Here is a 22,874-nt window from a genome sequence, read left to right on the forward strand (position 1 = left end):
TCAATCTTCTATCTTGACTTCATAGCCGAAAACTTCCAGTACGCCTTTAGCCTTCAGCTGGATTTTTTGCTCTGAAAAGCTGAGGCGAAGAACACCTGTCAGCCCCTCACGAAGCTCGAGTATATGGATATTTACGATACTCAAACCTGCATCGGCGACAATGGTGAGTACTTTTTGCAATGCCCCTGGCCTATCAGTTATATCGACATACAAATCGTAGTAGCCTGGGATTGCTCCTTTTTTCCGAGGTTCCAAGCCGTCACGATATTGCTTCGCTTCTTCCAAATAGGTATGAATCTGCTGTCCCTGATCTTCTGCTAAAAGCTTTCGGAAAGCCTGCATTTCCTCTATCCAGTCGTCAAGCAGGATCCCCATCTTTTCTTTGTTCTGAAAGAAGATGTCTTGCCACATACCGGGATTGCTCGAGGCAATCCGGGTAATGTCACGGAATCCTCCCGCAGCGAGCTTCGGCAAGAAACTATGTTTGGCTTCCCATTTCTTTGCCTGCTGTACTAAAGCAGATGCAATCAAATGAGGGAAATGAGAAACAACTCCTGTCATCTCATCATGCTCTTCTGCAGATAATGTGATAAAGGTGCTTTTCGTACCATCAAGCAGGTTTTCCACCCGCTTAATATCGCTTTCTTTAGCCCGCTGGACAGGTGTCAGAACATAAATGGCATTCTCAAACAAATGAGCTTTTGAAGCCTCAATTCCGTGTTTATGGGAACCTGCCATTGGGTGGCCGCCTACGAAAAAAACTTTGTCGGACTGTAGTGACGCAGCCTGCTGGAAGATCGGTCCTTTAACCGAAGAAACATCCGTTACAAGCACGTCTTTTTCAAGCTTCATGTTATCAAGTTCTTGGAGCAGCTCTACAGATTTGGAAACTGGGGCAGCAAGTATAATTATATCTGCCTTATGTGCAGCTTCTTGGAAAGAAGACGACGCTTCATCAATGATTTCATGCTTTAAGGCATACTCAAGGGTACTTTCCCTTTGATCTACTCCTATAAGATGAACTTGCTTGTGCATTTGGATATTACGGGCAAGCGAGCCGCCGATCAAACCTAGTCCCGCGATAACGACCGTCTCCATCTTAGCTTTCTTTCACGCTAGTCAGGAATTGATCAAGCAATACAGTGAATTCTGTCATGTCTTGCTCATTACCGATTGTAATTCGGACGCTGTTCGGAATACCAAGGGCATCGCCGGAACGGATGATGAAGCCTTTAGAAAGCATATGCTGGAAGACAGCATCTCCACTAACAGGTAGATCGTATATCAAAACAAAGTTTGTATGAGATTCATAATATTTGATTTGGTGAGCATCACAGAATGCTAGGAAGCTATGCTTCACTTGGTTATTTTTTGCGATGGAATCCTTGATGAACTCCTGGTCGTCAAGTGCTACAATCGCTGCTTTTTGTGCAATTGTCGTATTATTGAACGGACTTCTTACAACGTTAATCTTGTGGATAACTTCCGGATGACCGATTCCGTACCCAACACGCAATGCAGCAAGTCCATACGCTTTAGAAAAAGTACGGAGCGTTATTAGATTCGGATAATCGCTCAAAGCAGCTAGTGTATCAAAGTAGTCATCTGTTTCCAGAAAATCGACATAAGCCTCATCCGCAACTACCAGAACCTCTTTCGGAACTTGGCGAAGGAAGTTTTCAAAGTCAGCTTTGGCAATATGGTTTCCTGTTGGATTGTTTGGTGTACATAGCCAAACAATCCCTGTTTTCTCATCAATTGCTTCTAGCATTGCTGGAAGGTCGTGGAATCCGTTCTTCGTTTCAATAGCTCGGACCTCTGCTCCTTCAATCAAGGCATGATGAGGGTATTGAGAGAAAGAAGGATGCGCCATAACAGTGTTCAGGCCGGGCGCAAGGAAAGTACGGCAAAGCATCATAATAATCTCATCAGAGCCTGCTCCGAGAACAAGTTGATCTAAGCCAACATTAAAACGCTTCGCCAATTTTTCCTTCAACGCTGTACCATATCCATCCGGATAAATCTCCTGTTCATCAGCGAATGTCGGCAAAGCCTCTTTTACCTTAGCTGAAAAGCCGTATGGATTTTCATTAGATGCGAGTTTAACGATTCGGTCCAATCCAAATTCTTTCCGAACCTCTTCCATCGGTTTTCCTGGTTTGTAAGCTGTCAATTCATTCAAAATCTGTTTTGCTCTCATTGATGCTCCTCCTTTAAGTCGGGACGTAACTTAATTGCTTCCTCATGATAAACGTGATGAATGTCCTGCTGCGCCAAGTCAGTGCGTGCTGTCAGCATCACGCGGATGCATTTTGGCAAGCCGCCTTCGATTGAAAGCTCCTGCATACACATAACAGGTACGTATGTCCAATCCTCACGAAAAACTCGCAATGCTTTTGCCGGGAATGTTTTTGTCAAATCGGGAGTTGCCGAAATGAGTACTTGGACAACATCCTCTGGAACTATAGCATTCTTGGAGACCATTTCATCCAGCATTGCCGCAGTAGCTTCAATAATTTGCTTTTCTTCGTTCTCTGTTACAGTTGTAGCTCCTCTGAAACCTCGTATCATGCTCTCCTCATCCTCTCAAGAAACGATGTGACAGCATTATGAAGCGTGTCATGATCGACTTTTTCCGTCACCGGATCTCCAATTTCCCGAAGCAGCACCATATGGACTTCCTTGTTCTCCGATTTCTTATCCATTTGCATTCTTATGACAAGTCTTTCTGCAGAAAGATCAGGTAAGTGCATAGGATAATCGTTTCGTTCCATCCAGCTGCGGAATTCACCTAAACGCAAATCAGCTCCGAATCTTCTCTCACTCAGTTCCAAAGCAAACAGCATTCCGATCGCGACTGCTTCACCGTGAGTGAATGTGCCATAGCCTGCCTCAGCTTCAATAGCGTGACCAAGTGTATGACCTAAGTTCAGAAACTTGCGCAGGTCATTTTCTTTTTCATCCGCCTCAACGATTTTCGTTTTCACCCGGATTCCTAGAGATAGATCCTCGATCAGCTGTTCCTCATTTTCTTTGTCGAGTTTTTTTCGTTCAAGCAGCTGGCTAAGGAAATCAGCGTTTCCGATATAAGCTTCCTTTATCAGCTCAGCATAGCCACTTCGCACTTCCTTTTCCGGAAGTGTGGTAATAGTGTCAACATCGTAGACGACAGCAACAGGAGGATAGAAGCTCCCAATCAGATTTTTACCAGTTTCATGGTTGATCGCAACTTTACCACCGACACTCGAATCATGGGCAAGGATGGTTGTCGGCAGCTGAACGAAATCGATTCCTCGCATATATGTACTTGCCACAAACCCAGCCAAGTCACCGATAACGCCTCCACCTAAAGCAAGAACAAGCGCTTTTCGATCAAGTTCTGCCTCGAACATACTATCCAATATGTCGAAATACATGTCCTTACTTTTCGCTGCTTCCCCTGGCTCGATGATTTTCTTTGTAATCTTTGCATCCGGCAGAAGTGAGGATACATAATCATCCAGATAATGAGGAGCAATGCTCGTATCGCTTATTACAAATACATTTTGATAGGACTTGGGCAGGAGTTCAGACAATTTATGTCTGATACCTGCGCCTACAGAAACTTTGTAACTAGACTGACTCGCTTTTACTGTAATCTGTTCCATCAAAACACCCGGATTTCTTCTCGGTAATTTTTTATCGCTTCTTGAAGCTTTGGAAACTGATCATGAGGAAATTGTTCCAAGATCGCTTTTGCAATCTCGAATGCGACTACATGCTCCATTACTAGAGCTGCTGCCGGAACGGCACAGCTATCTGAACGTTCGATACTCGCATTGAACGGCTCCTTCGTTTCTATATCCACGCTCTGAAGCGGTTTATAAAGAGTAGGGATCGGTTTCATAACACCTTTGACAACTAGTGGCATACCTGTTGTCATACCGCCTTCCAATCCACCTAGACGGTTCGTTTTGCGGTAATAGCCATGTTCTTTGTCCCATGCAATTTCATCATGCACTTGGCTGCCTGGCAGTCTGGCTGCTTCAAAGCCGATTCCGAATTCAACACCTTTGAATGCATTGATGCTCGCTACAGCTCCTGCAATACGTCCATCAAGCTTCCGGTCATAGTGAACATAAGAACCGATGCCTGCTGGCAGTCCTTCTACAAAGACTTCCACGACACCGCCAATAGAATCTCCGTCTTTCTTTGCTTGATCAATCGCATTTACCATTTGTTCTGCAGCTTGTGGATCAAGGCACCGTACAGACGATGCCTTCGATTTATTGTCTCTTTCTTCATATGTATAATCAGGAAACTCAACTGCTTTAATGCCGGCGATTTCTTTTGTATAGCCGACAATATTGATATCCAATTCAGCTAGGAGTTTTTTAGCTACAGCACCAGCTGCAACGCGCGCTGCTGTTTCACGAGCCGATGAACGCTCCAGTACATTCCGCATGTCGCGATGGCCGTATTTTAAGGCTCCATTTAAATCTGCATGTCCGGGTCTCGGACGTGAAACGATACGACGGACAGCTTGAGGATCTTCGACTGGATCCTCACCCATTACATCAATCCAGTGCTTGAAATCATCATTATGTATAACAAGTGCGATAGGCGAACCTAGTGTATATCCATGACGGACACCGCCTACAATGTCGACCAAATCTTTTTCAATCTGCATTCGCTTGCCTCGGCCATGGCCTTTTTGTCTTTCAAGCAAGGATTCGTTGATGTCTTCGGTAGTCAACGGTAAATAGGAAGGAACACCTTCTACAATTGTTGTAAGCTGTTTACCATGTGATTCACCTGCAGTTAAGTAGCGCATGTATATTCCTCCGTTGTCTCTGTTCTTTGTAATTTTATTTACTATAACATAACTTGTTTCTTAAGTGGGAACTATTCTGACAATATTTTCGAGCTGTATCTTATCATTATTTTCTGCTGTGTTCATCGAATACATGACGCAGAGTGCTAAGACGGGCTTCCGCTTTGTTAGAGGCAGCTTCCACAGTATAACCGTCTTCTAGCAATTCCTTCATAAGAATAATTTTCTTGATCATATAATAATCGAATCGTCTAGTAGTATTGGTCTTTTCCTCTACACTATCGATATAACCTTTATCTTCCCAGTATCTAAGCTTCCTTATAGGGATATCAGTAATTCTAGCTGCGTCTCCAATTGTTACTGCCATCTGCAAAAGCAATTCATAATCAATTTCATCCATTCAGAATTCTGCCCCCTCCTTGCAGCTTTAGCCTCATTATACGTCATTTAGTTCATTTGACAACTTTTGAAGATAATATATAATTATTGGAGATTAGTTACAAGAAGGAGCACGAACATGATTGTCAATTCGAAAATTCACCGCGTTCTTTGCAGTGCTGTCACTGCTGCCATTATGACCGCTATCATATCTTTCACATTAACAGCTGTTAATTCAGGATTACATGCATTCCAGTTTTCGAACTGGCTGCGCGCATGGATTATCGCTTTTTCTTTAGTATTTGCCATTTCTTTCTTTCTTCCAGCATTCGTCAATCGACATGTATCGAAGATAATACGCATCAAAGAATAGGAAAACAGACTAGGAAGTATCCTAGTCTGTTTTTTGTTTTTGATAGAAGAATGTATCGACTGCTCCTAAGCCATAAACGTTTGGGTTAAATATCTGCTCAGTACTTCCGACAAAAAGATAACTATTATGTGCCAGTGATTTACTAAATTTATGATAGATATCTGCCTTCGCTTCTTCTGTAAAATAAATAAGAACATTCCGGCAAATAATCAAATCGTAGTTCGTATCATAAGCATCTGCCAGCAAATTATGCTGTTTGAATTGGATATGCTGCTTCAATTCATCTTTTATTTGGAATACAGATCCGTCTTGGTTGAAATAAGTGGATTTAATTGCCGCTGGCATTTCTTTCAATGCCCTTTCGTTATACTTACCAACCTTAGCGGTTTCCAGTACGCGCTGATCCAAGTCGGTTGCGTGAATTGTGTAGGAAGTTCCTTTCGCATAACGATCCAGAAGGATAGCTAATGTGTAGGGTTCTTCGCCAGTAGAGCAAGCAGCACTCCATATCTTCAGCGGCTTCTTCTTCTTAAGCAGATCAGGAAGGATGCGTCGCTCTAACACTTCCCATCGCTGATAGTTACGGTAGAATTCAGAAACATTAATGGTCATACGATCAAGGAACTCCTCCATTAGAGCTGCGTCACCGTTAATTGCATGGAAATATGCCTTAAAATCTTTAAAGCCTCTCTTTTCCCGAAGAGTCGTCAAACGCCTTAGCATCTGTGCTTCTTTATATTGAGATAAATCGATACCCGTATTTGTTTTGATTTGCTGTACAAAGTAATCATAATCTGTTGCCACGTCATGTTCCCCTGTCTATATGTATCTAGTTCTATTTTACTGCATATATAGGTTTGTTGGTAGAAGAAAATAACAAAAAAAATGCAGGCACGTTTGCCTGCATTTTTCAATTATTCATATAACCATTTCGCTGTTGCTTGTTCATAAGAAACAAGTTCATCGGCTTTAAACATATTTGCGATTTCACGTTCAGCACTTTCCACACTGTCAGAACCATGGATAAGGTTACGGCTCATTTCAACTGCGTAATCGCCTCTGATCGTACCTGGTGCTGCATCTGTTGGTTTAGTCGCCCCAATCATACTTCTTGTCAGTGCGACACTATCCTTGCCTTCCCAAACCATTGCAAATACCGGACCGGATGTAATGTAGCTGATTAACGAACCGAAGAAGGGTTTGCTTTCATGTTCTATGTAATGCGTCTTCGCTTGCTCTTCTGTCACAACCATTATCTTGCCTGCCAGAAGCTTTAAGCCCTTCTTTTCAAATCTTGTTACGATTTCACCAATCAATCCACGTTGTACGCCATCCGGCTTAACCATCAAAAATGTCTTTTCCATACTAATTCTAGCTCCCTTTTATGAACTTTACTGTCATCATACCAGTAATGTAAGCGTTTTACAATCAGGAGCTGCGCTTACCTATATGTCTAGCAATTTGTTTCAGTGTATTACGATCTCTTGTTGGCGGCAATTTATCCAATTCCTGATATGCTTTCTGTAAGTAGCGGTCACTGATTTCCAACGATCGCTTGATGCTGTCTGAAGTTTTAATGTGCTGGATAAATGGTTGCAAAGTTTCCTGATCCAAAGCTTCGGGATTGCGAAATGCTTGCGTAAGCCGCTCTTTAAAGAAGCGATCTTCGCATGCCAATAAAGCAGGAAGTGTCATATTCCCCTGCAGTAAATCGCCTCCGGCAGGCTTGCCCAAATCAGCTTCGGATGCAGTGAAATCAAGCACATCATCAATGATCTGATAGCTCATCCCCACATAGTACCCATACCGGTACAAAGCGCGCTCATGCTCGCGCGGTGCACCGGATGCAATCGCGCCGAGCCGGGCACTTGCTGCGATGAGAATCGCTGTCTTACGGCGTATGCGTCGAAGATAATCCTTCAAGTGCTGCTCAATCCGATATTTATCACGAATCTGTTCCACTTCACCGACACACAGCTCGACAATCGTATGAGCAAGAATCTGGTGTGCCCTTGGCTCTTCCAACTTAGAAAGGTATTCCAGGGAACGAGCGAAGATATAATCACCTGCATACATGGCCACTTTATTGTCCCATTTCGCCTTTACGGTCGGTTTTCCTCGACGGAGTTCCGCATCGTCAATAACATCATCATGGACAAGCGAAGCCATATGGATTAATTCGAGTGCGACGGCCACCGTTTGTATCCGGGGCAGTTCATACGTGCCAAACTTACCGCTCAGTAAAACGAAAACCGGCCGTATCCGCTTGCCGCCAGCACGGAGAAGCTGTACCGACGCATCCTCCAGGACAGGATGCTCTGCGCGAATCGTGTTGGTCATCGCATCTTCGATTCTGTCCAAGTCCTTTTTTATATATGAGTAGATCATCGGTAATTTCATTCATGTCACCTTCATCCGTCCAGACATATTACCAGTCAGTCCCTGACCGCCGGCTTTTCTCCCATATGCATAGCTGCTACGCCGCCTGTATATGTCTTAATCTTCACATTCGTCAGTCCGGCTTGCTGGAAAAGTCCGCGAAGCTCCTTCTTGCCCGGAAAATCCTTTGCAGACTCCTGCAGCCAGCTGTACTCATCATAACTTTTCGCCAGAAGCTTACCTAAAACTGGCATGATTCGTTTGAAATAAAAATAATATACTTGTTTGAAACCGAACATTGTCGGCTGGGATGTTTCCAGACAAACCACTTTGCCACCAGGCTTGACAACTCGATACATCTCCTTCAGTACTTGGAGATAATCAGGAACATTCCGCAGGCCGAAGCCGATGGTCACGAAATCAAAAGAATTATCCTCAAACGGCAGCTCCATCGCATTTCCCCAAGTGAACGATAACTGCTCAACTGACTTTTCCGTGTTTTTCTTTTCTGCTACTGAAAGCATATTCTTGCTGAAATCAAGACCTGTAACCTGCCCTTTCGGACCAACAGCCTTAGCAAGAGAAAAGGACCAGTCACCAGTTCCACAGCATACATCTAATGCTGCATCTCCTGGCTGTACCTGCATTTTCTTCATCACACTCCGTCTCCAAGCACGGTGACGCCTGAAGGAAATGACAGAGTTCATAAAATCATAGCGATCGTATATCTTTTCGAAAACGTGATGTACACGCTGTTCTTTCGTTTCTTGTGCCATAATTACCCTTCTTCCAGAAATAACTCTTCCTGCCGATTCCCCTGAAGCAGCAGCTTACGGGATAGCTTCGCAAAAGCTGGCGGCAGTGTAACCAGCCCTGCTAGTAGCCTACGTTTAGCAGCTTCTATCTCCTGTTGTATCACTTGCATCACAGTTAGTCCGCTCTTTTCCATTTCGATGATTGAAGCAAGCTTCACGAGAAGAGACGTTTGCTTCCCTTCTCTGACTTCCTGCTGCAATCTGCTTATCAAGCAATAGTCATCCAGCGAATCAAGTCTTGCTGTATCAATAAAACGGGAAGCTGCTGTTCGGAACAAGCAGCCCTCCAGCTGTCCAAGCTTTTTGAAAAATGCTTCAGACGTTGTCGCATCATAATGGAGTGACATCTTCTGTTCATTGATTTCCTTGATACTGGTAGCTAATAAGGCCACCATATCAATGTCCTCCAACCCAGCAAGTATCTGATAATACAGCGCACTGTAATAAGTACCGGCTAAAACGGTCAGCTGTCGGTTCTTCCGTTCATCAGCTGTCTCGTCGGATTTCGTAGTAACAATCACTTTATCGTGCGTATCCAGCGCCATCTGGATCAGCATAATGGTAATCGTATAGTCTGTCTGCTGCTTATCGGGCAGGTTCGTTTGACCAAATAGCGTCTGCAATAGCAACAGTTTATTCTCGTCCAAGAATGGCGCTTCTGTATTCTTGTCCAGATAATCCTGCTGCATGCGCTTCTCTATTTTATTTCGTAGTGTGTGTAGCTCTTCCATGGATGCATAGGACAAAACAATCACCTGCGCCCTTTTTCGTATTTCAAACTGTATAAAAAGTATTATAACATAGCATGTCCTGATTCGTCTTGTATGTAAGCTTGTCAAATAAAAATGAGGGACGCCTGATGTATTCAGGCATCCCTCATCCTAGCCCATATGTAATTACTTCACGTTATCCTTAAGGGCCTTGCCGGCTTTAAACGCTGGCACTTTGCTCGCTGGGATTTCGATTTCATTCCCAGTCTGCGGGTTACGGCCTTTACGTGCAGCACGCTCTCGTACTTCGAAGTTACCGAAACCGATCAATTGTACTTTGTCACCTTGTTTAAGAGAATCCATGATTGAATCGAAAACCGCGTCAACAGCTTTCGTAGCATCCTTTTTAGAAAGATCGCTTTTCTCAGCAACAGTATTGATAAGATCTGTTTTATTCATAATTACACCTCCCTGACATTACCTTGAACAGTAAGACAATAGCATTTGCTATCATTTGTTCACCATAAAGATAGGTTTTATACCTACCAATACCGCTCATGTTGCGATATCAACGCTTATAATATACGACTTAGCGTCATAATTCAACACAAAACGCCAGAAATCCTTAAATTTATCGCTTTACAGCATAATATTTGACAAAAAAATAAAGCGGCTCATTTGCCGCTCATAGAATGATCGCTATTAAACCGCCCGATCCTTCGTTAATGATTCTTTCCAGAGTTTCTTTCAATTTATATCTGGCATTTTCCGGCATCAAGCTAATCTTACCTTGAATACCTTCTCTGACGATGCTATTAAGTGAGCGACCGAAGATGTCTGAATCCCAGATTGAAAGCGGATCTTCCTCGAAGTCCTGCATCAAGTATCGAACCAGCTCTTCACTTTGCTTCTCCGTGCCGATGATCGGTGCAAATTCGGAATGGACATCTACTTTGATCATGTGAATACTTGGCGCGACAGCCTTCAGCCGAACACCGAAGCGGGAGCCTTGACGAATGATTTCAGGTTCATCCAAAGCCATATCCTGAAGACTTGGTGCAGCAATGCCATAGCCTGTCTGTTTTACCATATGCAGTGCATCGGATACTTGATCATATTCGCGTTTCGCATGAGAGAAATCCTGCATCAGCTGCAGAAGATGATCTTTACCGCGGATCTCTTCGCCGACAATCTCTTTCAGTACTTGATCATACAAAGCATCTGGAGCATGTAAATCTATCTCTGCTACTCCTTCGCCCAGTTCCATCCCTGCAAGATTCGCTCTTTCGATATAATCATATTCATCAAAGTATCCCACAACACGATCAACATCACGAAGGCGTTTGATATCTTTGACCGTTTCCTGGATGGCAACCTGGTAATTGGAACGAAGCCAATGGTCTTCCTTGAGCACCATTACCCAGCTCGGTAAATTGACGTTTACTTCCAGGACCGGGAATTCATACAGCGACTCACGCAGCACGTTATAAACATCATGTTCCGTCATGCTTTCAACACTCATCGCGAGTACTGGGATATCATATTTTTCACTCAATTCCTGGCGAAGCAGCTCGGTGTTTTGGTTATGCGGTGTTACTGAATTGATCACCATGATAAATGGCTTGCCAACTTCCTTCAGCTCAGATACAACACGCTCTTCCGGCTCCACATAGTCGGTGCGTGGAATTTCACCGATTGAACCGTCTGTCGTCACGACGACACCAATGGTGCTGTGCTCTTGAATCACTTTACGCGTTCCAATCTCGGCAGCATCATGGAATGGAATAGGTTCCTCATACCAAGGTGTGTTGATCATGCGCGGTCCATTCTCGTCTTCAAAACCTTTCGCACCTGCCACTGTATATCCTACACAATCGACGACCCGGACACTTACTTCCAGACCTTCGTCCACTTGAAGGGAGACAGCGTTGTTTGGAACGAATTTCGGTTCTGTCGTCATGATTGTCCGGCCTGCTGCACTTTGCGGCAATTCATCCTGGGCACGGGCCCGCTCTGCTTCATCCTCCATGTTAGGCAGGACAACTAATTCCATGAATTTCTTGATAAAAGTCGATTTCCCAGTTCGGACGGCCCCTACCACCCCAAGGTAGATATCGCCGTTTGTCCGTTTCGAGATATCTTTAAAAATATCTACTCTTTCCAAAAGATCCCCTCCCGATCTACTTTCGATGCATGGACAGTCTTAGCTACATACACTAGCAGTTTATGATGTTGTCCTATCCAAATATGCTAGAAATAATGGATTCCTTGCCTGCTGGCATTAAAGGGCGGTTTTGCAGGAAAGGACGAACAGCATATTGCCCTCTGCGGATAATCTATGCACTGCATTCAGGGTTCATGCCAATAAAAAAAGAAGAAGCAGACGCTTCTTCTTGAAATAGACTAAATATACCCAAGGCAACCTAGAAAAATATGCTGGTGCGAGTTAGTTTATGCGTAAAGGGCAAGGAATGGTAAGTTGTTCTGCCCAATTGCCACAGTTAGTTTTTGAATAATTTGCTAAGTGTGTTCATATCAGCTGGCATATTGTTGCCAATGATCGCTTTGACGATTTTATCTTCTTTCGCCTGTGTAAGCGGCTTGCCTGCCATTGCAGCCAATTGCTTCACCAAACCACGCACCGTTGCTTCGTCTTGGAAGTTCGCACTTTTAACAGAGTTTGCTACCTTGTAGATATCATCAGCCTTTACATTCGATTTTTTCTGAATCTGATCAATCAAGTTCTTTTGAAAGTCTGCCACGTCCATTCCTCCTTGCAGATTAGCTACGAAACAGTATATGCAAGAAGAGAAAAAACGTTAGCGGGCATTCAGAACATCTTGAAGATCATCCATTTCATGCTTCGGCAAACGTGTCATAAGCTGATCAACGATGTCCTTCGCTTTCGCACCATGGAAGAGTACCTGGTTGATTCCTTTGGTGATAGGCATATCAACACCAGCTTTATCAGCAAGCTCAGCAACTGCTTCCGTTGTTCGAACACCTTCTACAGCCATACCCATCTGAGCAAGTGCTTCATCCAATGTCATGCCTTTACCGAGCATATTACCAGTGCGCCAGTTGCGGCTGTGGACACTCGTACATGTCACAATAAGATCTCCCATACCGGATAAACCAATGAACGTGAGCGGATTTGCTCCAAGCTTCGTTCCAAGGCGGGCGATTTCAGCGAGTCCTCTTGTAATCAATGCCGCTTTTGCATTATCCCCATAACCCAGACCATCTGAAATACCTGCTCCAAGTGCAATGATATTCTTCAAGGAACCGCCAAGTTCCACACCGACCATATCCGTGATGGTGTAAACACGGAAATTTTCATTCATGAACAGCTCTTGAACCTTCTTAGCTTCTTCCATTTCGACAGAAGAGGCACTTAGCGTAGTCGGCTGTCTTTTCGCTACTTCCTCTGCATGACTCGGACCAGACAAAACGACGACAGGACGATGTGTAACATGCTCCAGTTCTTCCTCGATCATTTGAGAGACACGTTTACTTGTTTTTGGCTCTATTCCCTTTGTAGCGTGCGCAATAACGGCTTCAGCAGGAATGTGTCCCGCAAGCTTCGCCGCTACTTCACGAGTTGCTTTTGCAGGTACGACGAGGATGACAGCAGCTGCATCACGTACAGCCTCTTCTATATCCGCAGAAGCAGTAATAGCCTCAGGTAGTGTCACTCCAGGCAGGTATTTCTCATTCTGGCGCTTCTCGTTAATTTCAGCAACCTGATTCGGATTATGAGACCAGAGTCTCACATCATGTCCATTGTCCGCCAAAACCATGGCTAGGGCTGTTCCCCAGCTGCCGGCACCGAGTACTGCTGCTATCTGTTGTGTCATATAAATCCTCCTCGTCCCTGTTTATGATCTTCTTCTAGGGAAAATCTTTATTGGTGTACCGGTGAATCCAAATGCTTCTCTGATTCTGTTCTCCAAGAAACGAACATAAGAGAAATGCATCAGTTCCGGATCATTGACGAATACAGCAAAAGCTGGCGGCTTGACTGCCACTTGGGTAGCATAAAGCACTTTTAGACGCTGGCCTTTGTATGTCGGAGCTGGATTCATTGCCAAAGCATCCATGATGACATCATTCAATACATTTGTCTGGATACGTTTCGCGTGGTTTTCACTTGCCGTCAAAATTGCAGGCATTAGTGTGTGTATCCGCTTTTTTGTCTTAGCAGATAAAAAGACGATCGGTGCATAATCCAGGTAAAGGAAATGCGCCCGAATTTCATCTTCGAATTCTTTCATCTTCTTCTCATCTGATTCGACCGTATCCCATTTATTGACGACGATTACAACCGCCCTACCTGCGTCATGGGCATAACCAGCGATTTTTTTATCTTGTTCGATGATGCCTTCTTCCGCATTAATAAGCACAAGGACGACATCAGATCGTTCAATTGCTTTTAACGCACGGAGGATACTGTATTTTTCTGTTGTTTCATATACTTTTCCGCGTTTTCGCATACCTGCGGTGTCGATGATAACAAAGTCTTGATCTTCTCTTGTGAAAGATGAATCGACTGCATCACGCGTCGTTCCTGCAACATCACTTACGATTACACGCTCTTGATTCAGCAACGCGTTAACAAGAGAGGATTTACCGACATTCGGTCTTCCGATCAAGCTGAAATGAATTGTCTCTTCATCTTCCTGCATCTCAGCACGCTCTGGGAAATGCTGGACAGCTGCGTCAAGCAAATCACCTAGACCTAAACCATGTGTACCAGAGATCGGGAATGGTTCCCCAAAGCCAAGGCTGTAAAATTCATAAATCTGATCTCGCATTTCAGGATTGTCCACTTTATTGACAGCCAGTACAACTGGTTTATTAGAACGGAATAGAATTTTAGCTACTTCTTCGTCCGCCCCTGTGATACCCTCGCGTCCGTTCACCATGAAAATGATGACATCTGCTTCCGCAATGGCAAGTTCCGCCTGTTCACGGATTTCCACTAGAAATGGTGCATCTCCGATTTCGATACCACCGGTGTCAATTATGTTAAACGGCTGGTTCAGCCATTCAGCTTCCGTATAAATTCTGTCACGTGTCACACCAGGTGTATCTTCCACAATGGAGATCCTTTCCCCGGCTAGACGGTTGAATATGGTTGATTTTCCTACGTTTGGTCTGCCTACAATGGCAACTACTGATTTCCTCATGAAAGGAACATCCTTTCCTACTTTCCTTTATGTGCTGGTTCTTCTGTTGCAACCTAACTGTTTTATTCTAGCAAAAGCATCATAGGGACACAATATTTTTCGACATCATGTTCGTCCGGGCGTCCATTTCGACTTATTTCGAAGATACTTTCTAAGCAGGTTAAGCAGCTTTGCCGAGATTAATAACAGCAGTACTATTCCCATTACATCCATAGCTTTAAAGCTGCCGGCATCTTGCTGGAGACCATAAATATCTAATAGTAAAAGATAAACCACTTCCCCGATGGAAAATCCTAAGCATATAATGCCAATCTGTAAATGGAAATTCCGAGTCAGATAAATGACAAGTGCAAATAATGTCAGCGAGAACAGAAGAATACGCGGAATAAGCAGTGCGACTGGATTTGTCAGCTCCCAAAGCAGCATTCCCGCATAAGCGATTCCTAAGCAAATGCTTCCAAATGTTCCGCGTCCCACTCGCTTACTGGCAAAAATAAATAGGAAGCCAATAACAGCAAGCAGAAAAACAGTAGCAAAGATCCGATGGCCGGCAAAATTAAAGGAAAAACCAGATAATGAAATAGTAAGCAGTATGGCAAATGCAAAAAGTACCCGTGCCAATGAGTGACGCATGAAAAAGGTTACCAAGATCCAGCTTATCCACGTAGCCCAAAAAAAGTAGAATCCGTCCATTTTTCACTCCTCCTTTTATCTGCATTATGACAAGTGAGGAGTGAAACTATACACGGATGACAAAAAAAGACCAAGGCTGTCCAGAGGACAGCCTTGGTCTTTTAATTTTTATTGCTTATACTTATTCAATTTGTCACCGAGAATATCTCCAAGCTGGAAGCCGGAATGCTCTTCTTCTTTTTCATATTCTTTGATGACAGCATCATTTTCATCTTGTTCTAATTCCTTGATGCTCAAACTCATGCGTTTTTCGCTTTCGTTGACTTCAAGAACTTTCACTTGCACTGTTTGACCTGGCTCAAGCACTTCCTGCGGCGTACCGATGTGACGGTTAGCGATTTGGGAAATGTGTACAAGGCCTTCAACACCAGGAAATACTTCAACGAATGCTCCGAAGCTCACTAAGCGCTTCACTTCGCCTTCTAGTACATCCCCTGCTTGTGCACGGTCACTAATGTTCTCCCATGGTCCAGGGAGTGTCTCTTTCAGGGATAGACTGATGCGCTCGTTTTCTTTGTCGACACCAAGTACTTTGACTTTGATCTCTTGACCTTCTGTCACGACATCAGATGCTTTTTCCACATGCTCATGTGAAAGCTGAGAAATGTGTACGAGACCGTCAATTCCGCCACCGATGCTGACGAAGACACCAAAGTCAGTCAAACGCTGTACAGTACCGTCAATTACCTGACCAGCTTCTAAACTGTCAAGCACTTCCTGCTTCTTGGAAGCTTCCTCTTCCTCGGCTACTGCACGGTGAGAAAGGATGACGCGGTTCTGTTCACGGTCAAGCTCGACCACTTTAAGCGTAAGCGGTTTGCCTTTGTATCCTTCAAACTCTTCAACAAAATATGTTTCTACGAGTGAAGCAGGGATGAAACCGCGAAGGCCCACATCTACAACAAGACCGCCTTTAACGACTTCCTTGACTTCTGCTTCGAAGATTTCTCCGGATTCGAATTTCGCTTCCAGGTCATCCCACGCAAGCTCAGCAGTAACTGCACGCTTGGATAGAACGACTTCTTCGTCATCTACTTTTTTCACTTTTAGTGTTAATTCTTCACCTTCACTCACTGCATCAGCAGCGTGTTCAACATGAAGACTGGATAATTCGCTGATTGGCAGGATACCTTCCACTTTGTAGCCAATGTCTACCAAAGCTTGTTTATCTTCCACTTTCACCACTTTACCGGTTACAGTATCGCCTACAGACAATTCCTTGAAATCCGTAGCTTGCTCATTCATTTCATCCATCAAAGAGACCTCCTTCAGTTTACGAGACAAAACATAAGTAAAAAAACATAGAAATGTCCTTTTTTCTAACTTCTAACATTTGAAGATATTTGTCAAGTGATAGGGCATCTATCCGACATGCTTGTTTATTAGAAGTTGAATCTCATCCATGATCACTTCTGATACTTCTTTAGCTGGTGCTTTACGCTCTTTCAGCTCTTCCATATCGATTGGTGGGCCATAGATGACTTTCAATGCTTTTACCCCTTTATAGGAGCCGATAATCGCACAAGGTACAACTTTTGCTTCCGAGCGCATGGCAAAGAAACCTATTCCAGGAAGCGGACTGCCGAGTTTTCCGTCCTTACTTCTTGTTCCTTCTGGAAACAGACCCATCGTCTTGCCTTCTGCCAGAATATCCAGACCTACACGCAGTGCTCCTCGATCCTGCATACCGCGTTTTACTGGGAAAACATTTAGATTTTTCATGAGCCAGCCAAGTGGCTTGGGTTTAAAAAGCTCACTTTTACCCATGAAAGCTATATCACGTGGACATGTAATACCTAATATGGGCGGGTCAAAATTGGAAATATGATTGGAACAGACCAAAACCGGTCCTTCCTTAGGAACATGTTCCTTGCCATACACTTTTATACGGAACATCGGGTAAAAGGCGGCACTGAGGATCATTTTACCTATGGTATATAATGACATAATCCCTACTCCTTATCTTCCGAGAGCCTCGTGTACGGCTTTGAGGATTTTTTCTACAACACCATCAATCGATAGCGAAGTTGTATCAATTTCAACAGCGTCTGCCGCTTTTACTAACGGAGATGCTTCCCTTTCGGAGTCGAGCTTGTCACGAAGACGTATTTCCTCTTTCAGCTGCTCCAGATCCGCCTCGAATCCTTTGGAGATATTTTCTTTATAACGGCGCTCTGCACGTTCCTGGACAGAAGCGATCATAAAAATCTTAACTTCAGCATCAGGAAGGACCCGAGTCCCAATATCACGGCCATCCATGACAATTCCATTATCAGCTGCAAGTCTCTGCTGACGTTTTACCATTTCTTCGCGTACCAGTGCATGCTTAGCGACAATGGATACATTATTTGTTACTTCATTTGTGCGGATAGCTTCGGTTACATCTTTACTGTTTACAAATACTTTTTGACCGTCTTCATGCTGCATTAAGACAATATCTATACCTTGCAGCAAGGAAAGTAAAGCTTTCTCGGATTCCAGATTAGCTCCAGCTTCGAGTGCAGTCAGTGTAAGCGCTCGATACATAGCGCCAGTATCCACGTAGACAAATTTTAATTTCTTAGCTACTAGTTTAGATACCGTACTTTTACCTGCAGCAGCAGGTCCATCAATTGCGATAGCGATAGTTTTCGAATTCATTCAATTCAATCCTTTTTCTCTTCATAATCTTGGAATAAAACCTAATAAAGCATAACACAGGATAGCGGCTTGGTCTATTTGAAGTCTACCTGATCCGGAGCCCTTTTTTCCGCTGTTCCCGCTGACGCTCAAAGCAGAAACGGATGATTGCTTGTCTGTCCCGTTCCAGAATTTCATCGAACTGAATACTAGCGATGATTTTTCCGTTTTTTTCATTACGGACGATTCGGACGATGCTTCCGGATGCAGTCAGAAAGGAAGCCCCTTCTTTTTGCAGGGAATATGCAAGATAAAGCGTCACGCTCATTCTTTCCTTGAAACCATGTTTTTCTGGGAGAAGTACGGATAGACCGCCACCGCTAACATCAAGCGTAATGGATGAGATTGGAGCGATTCCCGCTTCATCACTATGAAGTGCGACATCCGTAGTCGTCAAAATCCGTACATACTGACGGCGCTGTATTTTCCGGATATCGTTTTCCTTTGGCATTGTCAGTTTCAATGCCGGCACCTTCATCATTTCCCTGCCTTGGATTGATGTCCCAAACGTGAATGCGCTCTCCTCTTCTGTGACATACAATGCTCTGAAAGCTGTACCTACCGGAAAGATATCTGTCCGTTTTGTCTGTTCATTTATCGGATAGTCTATATAAATTGTATCATCAGCTAAGTCGATTACTTTCGCTCGATAACGCGACCATTCCTCATTTTTTGATATATCCTTTTTTTCTAATACTAAAGTACTACCAATTTTCAGCAAACGCCTCTCCTCTTCCCCTGAATCGTTCTTTATTCCTATTATTGCAAAAATAATCAAAAAGGGGAAGGCTGTTTGCCTTTCCCCTTTACGTGCTTTGCAAGAAACGCGCTTCAGTTGTTGTCTGTTTCTCGATTTCCTCTTCTCTTCCTGTATCGGCATTCATATAAATGCGATAAGTTTCGTCGTCATTCCGTGTACCCATGATTTCATAGACTAGCGTTTCTTCGTGTGTATCGTTTTCAATCAAAGCAAGATGTGTTTCCTGAACCTTAACGTTTTGATTCAGTTTTTCTGTTGCTTGGTCTTCCGTTAGCTTTGGTTTCTGTAAATCCCGCTCATGGTGATTCATAAAATAGTCACGGGCATTATAGCCTAGAATATCCCCGTTATCGAGCGCCACTTTTACTTGAACAATATCTGCATAAATACGCACATCGTTTTGGACAGGTACAAAGAAAAAGATACCGACAGAATCATACTGACTACTCTGTACCATTTCCATTTCAGTCAACTTCTGCTCTTCCAGGAAATCTTGTGCCTTTTGCTGGGCATCATGTAATCCGAGTTTCGGCTCCTCCCGATCCCGCTGAATCATAAGCGTGAGAACATGGCCGCCTTTTTGACTTATATCCGCATAGCCGCTTTCGCCGTCTTTTTGATAGGAGAGACTATAAAGCGGTACATCAGAACCTTTACCTGATTTTCCGCCTTCAATGCCGCTGATCGTTTTCAAATCAAAAGCTTTTGCTGCTACAGTCTTTGCCTGTTTTTGATTGATACGTTCTCCTGTCACTCCTTCGAATTTATGCTCTTCATTGGAGGCAGGCAACGCACCGCTATTGAAATCTTTTTCTTCTGAAAATCCGCCTGAAGTATCCTCTACTGTTTGGAAACTTGAGATGATTGTATTATCTGAGTGATCTGGATCATCATCTGATAACGCAAGCTCCACATCGGTCCAATGCAGATTATCTCCCAGCACCGTATTCTGGACATTTCGCAGTTCATCTTTGATTTGTCCCGCATTATCATGCAGCTTCTCCAAACGTTGCATTTCTTCTTCAGACAATGGTTCCTTATCCAAATCCCGCACCGCTGTTTTATACGTAAAATCACCTATGTTCGTTAAAAATTTCTCTGTTTTTTCAAACGGTAATAGTGCTAACGGAAGCTGACCGACATCTGTATGTGCTTCAGAAGATAAACGCCAGATTTCCGCTAGCTGAGGAGACAGGGAATCCCTTGAGTTCATCGCCAGCGTCGATCCAATCTTGTCGTGCAGCGTGTCAATCCGGTACGTCAGCTCGTGGAAGGAACGCTGATAATTATTCTCTGCTTGCATCTTGATATCATTTTTTTCCTGCCGTTCATTATAGCCCCAAAAAGCTGTTCCTGTGAGTGCCAAAGCCAGAACACCTATTATCACCCATTTGTACATTCTTCGCTCTCCTTTCTACATACAGAAAATATGCTCACCGATCGTTTTAATCTGAGGTCTTCCCCAAATCCATGGCGAAGTAGCCGTGTTCGGATTGAAGTAATAAATCGCTCCACCAGACGGATCCCAACCGTTGATTGCATCCAGTACAGCTTGTTCTGCTGTTTCATCTGGTGTGAGCCATATTTGGCCATCGGCAACAGCTGTGAAGGCTCTCGGCTCAAAAATCACACCAGAAACCGTGTTCGGGAATGAAGCATCTTCTACTCTATTCAGAATGACTGCTGCTACTGCAACCTGACCAACATACGGTTCTCCTCGTGCTTCTCCATGAACGGCATTTGCCATTAATTTTATATCATTCTGTGAATATCCATTCGGAACATTAACTGCAGACGTATTTGGCGCTTTTGTATTATCACCGCCTCCATTCCCTCCATTACCGCGCTTCTTCACCTGATTTTCCTGAGGAGTCCCGCCATAATAGGTGAATGTATTACCTTCTTGGATTTGGCGCATAACGAAGGCTTTATCAAACTTCGTAATGGAAGCTAGCTTGTCTTTTGCCTGCTGACCTGCAACACCATCAATCTCCATTCCGAACTCATATTGGAAATTGCGTAATGCCCAGTATGTACTCCACCCGAAAACACCATCAATTGTTTTGTTATAGTATCCTGCATATTGTAAGCGGGCTTGCAGTTCCACTACGTCGTCACCTGTGGCTCCATGCTGGATTACCTGTTCGGAAAAGGCACTAGTCTGCACAGGTGCCGATAGGATTGCGCCTATCAGGATCAGACCGGCACAAAACAATTTGCAAAGCCGAAACTTGTTACTTTCCATTGTTCATTTCCTCCAACCTACTATGATCTGATACCAATAGCTTTCTTCTCGTGCGCCCATATTATGCAATAAAAAAAGAGTCAAGCAGATGCACTGCCCGACTCTTTTATTTCGTTGTTTGTATCTGTTCGATAGGATGCTGGATTGCTGCCCGCACTTTACGAAGTCCGATTATCCAAAGGATGATCATGAAAGGTACAAGAACGTATATCCAATTAAAAGTAACAATCAACAATATATAATCGTATAATCCATGCAGCAAAAATGGAATCAGCATCGCTGCAAAAATACGCAAACGAGGATGATAGCTGCCGAATTTAGCTCTGCCGAGGTAATACCCCATCAATACTCCAAAAAGCGCATGGGAAGATACCGGGAAGAGTGCACGCGTAAACGCATAGTCTACTCCGTGAGCAAATAAATAGAGAACATTCTCCACCGTAGCAAAACCTAGGCTGATACTGACACCATAAATGATCCCATCATAAACCGAATCCATTTCGGTATGCCTGAAAGCGGTATACAGGAAGATGAACCATTTAAAGAACTCTTCCATGAATCCGACAGTGAAGAATGAATAAACAATCGGATTCGCACTTATTCCTTCTGCTTTCATCGCATATTGAATGAACATGATCGGAAAAACAAGCAAAGCGCCATATAGGAAAGTCCGCAACACCATGCTGAGCGGCTCGGGCTCCAGACGATCCTTCAAATAGAAGAAGGTGAGGAGCGCGAGGGCTGGTGCAATAGCTGCGGAAAGGATGGTAAGCATGATAGCACCTCTTCCAACAAAACAATCTTTCCTTATCGTACCATGTGCTCTATTTTTTTGGAATATGTTACTGGAAAGAAACAGGAAATAAATCATGCGGTCTATAGAAGTCTATCTGTCTGATCAGATGCCAAAGCTACAGCAAGCTCGATACGAGCCTTCTTACTGTCTTGATCCTTTCCTAGCAGAACACCAGCCTTATACAGATCATAGGCACTGCCTTCATAATCGTAGGTTGTGTATACATTACCCTCTTCAGATGCAGTTGTAAGGATAATTTTAACACCCGCCTGCAAGGCGTGAAGAATTTCGTCTTTCATATTCGGAGCAACTTGTCCTCGGCCAACACCTTCCAGAACAATACCTTTTACGCCTGCTTCACGCGCTGCTTTCACGAATTTACCGTCCGCCTGCAGATAGCACTTAACAATATCCACATCAGGCAGCTTGCTTTTCAGCTCATACGTATTCCGTTTGACCGGTTTTTGATAAAGATACACTTTATCATTGTCGATAATACCTAAATATCCGAATCCAAAAGCATTGAAGCCTTGGATATTAGAGGCATGCTCTTTCTTAACATATTTTGCTGGGAAAATACGCTCATTGAAAACAACAACAGTTCCGCATTCCAGCAATTGATCATCATAAGCTGTCAGAACAGCATGCCGCAGATTGATGAACACATCGGAACCTAGTTCATGGATAGCTCGCTGTGAACCTGTGACTACAACTGGCCGGGCATCCGTTATGGTCAAATCCAGAAAATAAGCCGTTTCTTCCAGAGAATCCGTTCCATGCGTAACCACAATCCCTTTTACTTCTGGATCCTCTAATTGCTGTTCGATCATATCTTTTAATGAAAGCAAGTCATCAAATGTGATATGCATACTTGGTTTTTGAAGTGCACTCACCACTTTGACTTCAATATGATCCGGCAGGTCAATTTGGCTGCGCAATTCCTCGCCAGTCATTTCTCCGGAAGCCAGTTTTCCGCTCTCTTCGTTTGGTACACTGGCAATTGTGCCACCAGTAGTAATCAATACGACTTTCCCTTTTATCATT

Annotated in this window: 26 protein-coding genes; 1 reads left to right on the forward strand and 25 read right to left on the reverse strand. The window is 43.8% G+C overall.

Going from position 1 to position 22,874, the window contains the following annotated elements; genetic code table 11:
- The 6 genes from CHH48_RS03410 to CHH48_RS03435 form a co-directional block, all read right to left on the reverse strand.
- The gene (locus CHH48_RS03410) at nucleotides 1–1,098 is read right to left on the reverse strand and encodes a prephenate dehydrogenase (RefSeq protein WP_095217914.1); all 1,098 of its coding nucleotides are present in this window, start codon (nucleotides 1,096–1,098) and stop codon (nucleotides 1–3) included.
- A gap of 1 nt (nucleotide 1,099) precedes the next feature.
- A complete protein-coding gene (gene hisC / locus CHH48_RS03415; protein ID WP_095217915.1) occupies nucleotides 1,100–2,200 on the reverse strand; it encodes a histidinol-phosphate transaminase in 1,101 nt (366 codons plus the stop codon).
- Nucleotides 2,197–2,571: a chorismate mutase gene (gene aroH / locus CHH48_RS03420; RefSeq protein WP_095217916.1), complete on the reverse strand. Its 375-nt coding sequence runs from the start codon at nucleotides 2,569–2,571 to the stop codon at nucleotides 2,197–2,199. The genes hisC and aroH overlap by 4 nt, the downstream gene beginning before the upstream one ends.
- Nucleotides 2,568–3,647 (reverse strand): 3-dehydroquinate synthase, encoded by a 1,080-nt coding sequence (gene aroB, locus CHH48_RS03425; protein WP_095218091.1) that lies wholly within the window; start codon nucleotides 3,645–3,647, stop codon nucleotides 2,568–2,570. The genes aroH and aroB overlap by 4 nt, the downstream gene beginning before the upstream one ends.
- Nucleotides 3,647–4,813 carry a chorismate synthase gene (gene aroC, locus CHH48_RS03430; RefSeq protein WP_095217917.1) on the reverse strand — a complete coding sequence of 389 codons (1,167 nt, stop codon included), beginning with the start codon at nucleotides 4,811–4,813 and terminating at the stop codon, nucleotides 3,647–3,649. Before aroC ends, aroB begins: the two co-directional genes overlap by 1 nt.
- Nucleotides 4,814–4,919: 106 nt before the next feature.
- On the reverse strand, nucleotides 4,920–5,213 hold the full coding sequence (locus tag CHH48_RS03435; RefSeq protein ID WP_095217918.1) for a MerR family transcriptional regulator: 294 nt from the start codon (nucleotides 5,211–5,213) through the stop codon (nucleotides 4,920–4,922).
- A gap of 117 nt (nucleotides 5,214–5,330) precedes the next feature.
- Between CHH48_RS03435 and CHH48_RS03440 the strand changes: the two genes are divergently transcribed.
- Nucleotides 5,331–5,564 carry a DUF2798 domain-containing protein gene (locus CHH48_RS03440; RefSeq protein WP_095217919.1) on the forward strand — a complete coding sequence of 78 codons (234 nt, stop codon included), beginning with the start codon at nucleotides 5,331–5,333 and terminating at the stop codon, nucleotides 5,562–5,564.
- Between the two features lie 21 nt (nucleotides 5,565–5,585).
- On the opposite strand, the gene CHH48_RS03445 is transcribed toward CHH48_RS03440, so the two are convergent.
- The 19 genes from CHH48_RS03445 to CHH48_RS03535 all read right to left on the reverse strand — a co-directional run bounded on the left by CHH48_RS03445 (nucleotide 5,586) and on the right by CHH48_RS03535 (nucleotide 22,873).
- On the reverse strand, nucleotides 5,586–6,368 hold the full coding sequence (locus tag CHH48_RS03445) for a CheR family methyltransferase (RefSeq protein WP_095217920.1): 783 nt from the start codon (nucleotides 6,366–6,368) through the stop codon (nucleotides 5,586–5,588).
- A 110-nt stretch (nucleotides 6,369–6,478) separates the two neighbouring features.
- On the reverse strand, nucleotides 6,479–6,928 hold the full coding sequence (gene ndk, locus CHH48_RS03450) for a nucleoside-diphosphate kinase (protein WP_038560909.1): 450 nt from the start codon (nucleotides 6,926–6,928) through the stop codon (nucleotides 6,479–6,481).
- 64 nt (nucleotides 6,929–6,992) lie between these two features.
- Nucleotides 6,993–7,964, reverse strand: coding sequence for a heptaprenyl diphosphate synthase component II (gene hepT / locus CHH48_RS03455; RefSeq protein WP_095217921.1), 972 nt, complete (start codon nucleotides 7,962–7,964; stop codon nucleotides 6,993–6,995).
- Nucleotides 7,965–7,999: 35 nt separating this feature from the next.
- Nucleotides 8,000–8,719, reverse strand: coding sequence for a demethylmenaquinone methyltransferase (menG, locus tag CHH48_RS03460; protein WP_095217922.1), 720 nt, complete (start codon nucleotides 8,717–8,719; stop codon nucleotides 8,000–8,002).
- A gap of 2 nt (nucleotides 8,720–8,721) precedes the next feature.
- The gene (locus tag CHH48_RS03465; RefSeq protein ID WP_095217923.1) at nucleotides 8,722–9,504 is read right to left on the reverse strand and encodes a heptaprenyl diphosphate synthase component 1; all 783 of its coding nucleotides are present in this window, start codon (nucleotides 9,502–9,504) and stop codon (nucleotides 8,722–8,724) included.
- 150 nt (nucleotides 9,505–9,654) lie between these two features.
- Complete coding sequence (locus CHH48_RS03470; RefSeq protein WP_038560918.1) at nucleotides 9,655–9,927, reverse strand: HU family DNA-binding protein; 273 nt, start codon at nucleotides 9,925–9,927, stop codon at nucleotides 9,655–9,657.
- Between the two features lie 226 nt (nucleotides 9,928–10,153).
- Complete coding sequence (spoIVA, locus tag CHH48_RS03475; protein WP_095217924.1) at nucleotides 10,154–11,632, reverse strand: stage IV sporulation protein A; 1,479 nt, start codon at nucleotides 11,630–11,632, stop codon at nucleotides 10,154–10,156.
- A 337-nt stretch (nucleotides 11,633–11,969) separates the two neighbouring features.
- On the reverse strand, nucleotides 11,970–12,230 hold the full coding sequence (locus CHH48_RS03480) for a stage VI sporulation protein F (protein ID WP_095217925.1): 261 nt from the start codon (nucleotides 12,228–12,230) through the stop codon (nucleotides 11,970–11,972).
- Between the two features lie 57 nt (nucleotides 12,231–12,287).
- A complete protein-coding gene (locus CHH48_RS03485; protein WP_141230048.1) occupies nucleotides 12,288–13,325 on the reverse strand; it encodes an NAD(P)H-dependent glycerol-3-phosphate dehydrogenase in 1,038 nt (345 codons plus the stop codon).
- A 21-nt stretch (nucleotides 13,326–13,346) separates the two neighbouring features.
- Nucleotides 13,347–14,657 carry a ribosome biogenesis GTPase Der gene (der, locus tag CHH48_RS03490; RefSeq protein ID WP_095217927.1) on the reverse strand — a complete coding sequence of 437 codons (1,311 nt, stop codon included), beginning with the start codon at nucleotides 14,655–14,657 and terminating at the stop codon, nucleotides 13,347–13,349.
- Nucleotides 14,658–14,762: 105 nt separating this feature from the next.
- A complete protein-coding gene (locus CHH48_RS03495; RefSeq protein ID WP_095217928.1) occupies nucleotides 14,763–15,350 on the reverse strand; it encodes a YphA family membrane protein in 588 nt (195 codons plus the stop codon).
- 108 nt (nucleotides 15,351–15,458) lie between these two features.
- On the reverse strand, nucleotides 15,459–16,604 hold the full coding sequence (rpsA, locus tag CHH48_RS03500) for a 30S ribosomal protein S1 (protein ID WP_095217929.1): 1,146 nt from the start codon (nucleotides 16,602–16,604) through the stop codon (nucleotides 15,459–15,461).
- 108 nt (nucleotides 16,605–16,712) lie between these two features.
- Nucleotides 16,713–17,297, reverse strand: coding sequence for a lysophospholipid acyltransferase family protein (locus CHH48_RS03505; protein ID WP_095217930.1), 585 nt, complete (start codon nucleotides 17,295–17,297; stop codon nucleotides 16,713–16,715).
- A gap of 12 nt (nucleotides 17,298–17,309) precedes the next feature.
- Nucleotides 17,310–17,990: a (d)CMP kinase gene (cmk, locus tag CHH48_RS03510; protein ID WP_095217931.1), complete on the reverse strand. Its 681-nt coding sequence runs from the start codon at nucleotides 17,988–17,990 to the stop codon at nucleotides 17,310–17,312.
- Nucleotides 17,991–18,075: 85 nt separating this feature from the next.
- Entirely contained in the window at nucleotides 18,076–18,750 is a 675-nt protein-coding gene (locus tag CHH48_RS03515; RefSeq protein WP_176466356.1) for a flagellar brake protein, read from the reverse strand.
- Between the two features lie 85 nt (nucleotides 18,751–18,835).
- Nucleotides 18,836–20,188, reverse strand: a complete 1,353-nt coding sequence (ypeB, locus tag CHH48_RS03520; protein WP_095217933.1) for a germination protein YpeB — start codon at nucleotides 20,186–20,188, stop codon at nucleotides 18,836–18,838.
- A 15-nt stretch (nucleotides 20,189–20,203) separates the two neighbouring features.
- Nucleotides 20,204–21,034, reverse strand: coding sequence for a spore cortex-lytic enzyme (gene sleB, locus CHH48_RS03525; RefSeq protein ID WP_095217934.1), 831 nt, complete (start codon nucleotides 21,032–21,034; stop codon nucleotides 20,204–20,206).
- A gap of 106 nt (nucleotides 21,035–21,140) precedes the next feature.
- A complete protein-coding gene (prsW, locus tag CHH48_RS03530) occupies nucleotides 21,141–21,809 on the reverse strand; it encodes a glutamic-type intramembrane protease PrsW (RefSeq protein WP_095217935.1) in 669 nt (222 codons plus the stop codon).
- Nucleotides 21,810–21,910: 101 nt separating this feature from the next.
- Nucleotides 21,911–22,873 (reverse strand): asparaginase, encoded by a 963-nt coding sequence (locus CHH48_RS03535; RefSeq protein WP_095217936.1) that lies wholly within the window; start codon nucleotides 22,871–22,873, stop codon nucleotides 21,911–21,913.
- Between the last annotated feature and the right edge of the window lies 1 nt (nucleotide 22,874).

The organism is Terribacillus saccharophilus (assembly GCF_002272075.1).
Lineage (GTDB): Bacteria > Bacillota > Bacilli > Bacillales > Amphibacillaceae > Terribacillus > Terribacillus saccharophilus_A.

Bases quoted from the DNA above. Each gene is read 5' to 3' on its own strand.
- CHH48_RS03410 (WP_095217914.1), bottom strand. From the start codon at position 1,098: ATGGAGACGGTCGTTATCGCGGGACTAGGTTTGATCGGCGGCTCGCTT.
- hisC (WP_095217915.1), bottom strand. From the start codon at position 2,200: ATGAGAGCAAAACAGATTTTGAATGAATTGACAGCTTACAAACCAGGA.
- aroH (WP_095217916.1), bottom strand. From the start codon at position 2,571: ATGATACGAGGTTTCAGAGGAGCTACAACTGTAACAGAGAACGAAGAA.
- aroB (WP_095218091.1), bottom strand. From the start codon at position 3,647: ATGGAACAGATTACAGTAAAAGCGAGTCAGTCTAGTTACAAAGTTTCT.
- aroC (WP_095217917.1), bottom strand. From the start codon at position 4,813: ATGCGCTACTTAACTGCAGGTGAATCACATGGTAAACAGCTTACAACA.
- CHH48_RS03435 (WP_095217918.1), bottom strand. From the start codon at position 5,213: ATGGATGAAATTGATTATGAATTGCTTTTGCAGATGGCAGTAACAATT.
- CHH48_RS03440 (WP_095217919.1), top strand. From the start codon at position 5,331: ATGATTGTCAATTCGAAAATTCACCGCGTTCTTTGCAGTGCTGTCACT.
- ndk (WP_038560909.1), bottom strand. From the start codon at position 6,928: ATGGAAAAGACATTTTTGATGGTTAAGCCGGATGGCGTACAACGTGGA.
- hepT (WP_095217921.1), bottom strand. From the start codon at position 7,964: ATGAAATTACCGATGATCTACTCATATATAAAAAAGGACTTGGACAGA.
- menG (WP_095217922.1), bottom strand. From the start codon at position 8,719: ATGGCACAAGAAACGAAAGAACAGCGTGTACATCACGTTTTCGAAAAG.
- CHH48_RS03470 (WP_038560918.1), bottom strand. From the start codon at position 9,927: ATGAATAAAACAGATCTTATCAATACTGTTGCTGAGAAAAGCGATCTT.
- CHH48_RS03485 (WP_141230048.1), bottom strand. From the start codon at position 13,325: ATGACACAACAGATAGCAGCAGTACTCGGTGCCGGCAGCTGGGGAACA.
- der (WP_095217927.1), bottom strand. From the start codon at position 14,657: ATGAGGAAATCAGTAGTTGCCATTGTAGGCAGACCAAACGTAGGAAAA.
- CHH48_RS03495 (WP_095217928.1), bottom strand. From the start codon at position 15,350: ATGGACGGATTCTACTTTTTTTGGGCTACGTGGATAAGCTGGATCTTG.
- rpsA (WP_095217929.1), bottom strand. From the start codon at position 16,604: ATGGATGAAATGAATGAGCAAGCTACGGATTTCAAGGAATTGTCTGTA.
- CHH48_RS03505 (WP_095217930.1), bottom strand. From the start codon at position 17,297: ATGTCATTATATACCATAGGTAAAATGATCCTCAGTGCCGCCTTTTAC.
- cmk (WP_095217931.1), bottom strand. From the start codon at position 17,990: ATGAATTCGAAAACTATCGCTATCGCAATTGATGGACCTGCTGCTGCA.
- ypeB (WP_095217933.1), bottom strand. From the start codon at position 20,188: ATGTACAAATGGGTGATAATAGGTGTTCTGGCTTTGGCACTCACAGGA.
- sleB (WP_095217934.1), bottom strand. From the start codon at position 21,034: ATGGAAAGTAACAAGTTTCGGCTTTGCAAATTGTTTTGTGCCGGTCTG.
- prsW (WP_095217935.1), bottom strand. From the start codon at position 21,809: ATGCTTACCATCCTTTCCGCAGCTATTGCACCAGCCCTCGCGCTCCTC.
- CHH48_RS03535 (WP_095217936.1), bottom strand. From the start codon at position 22,873: ATGATAAAAGGGAAAGTCGTATTGATTACTACTGGTGGCACAATTGCC.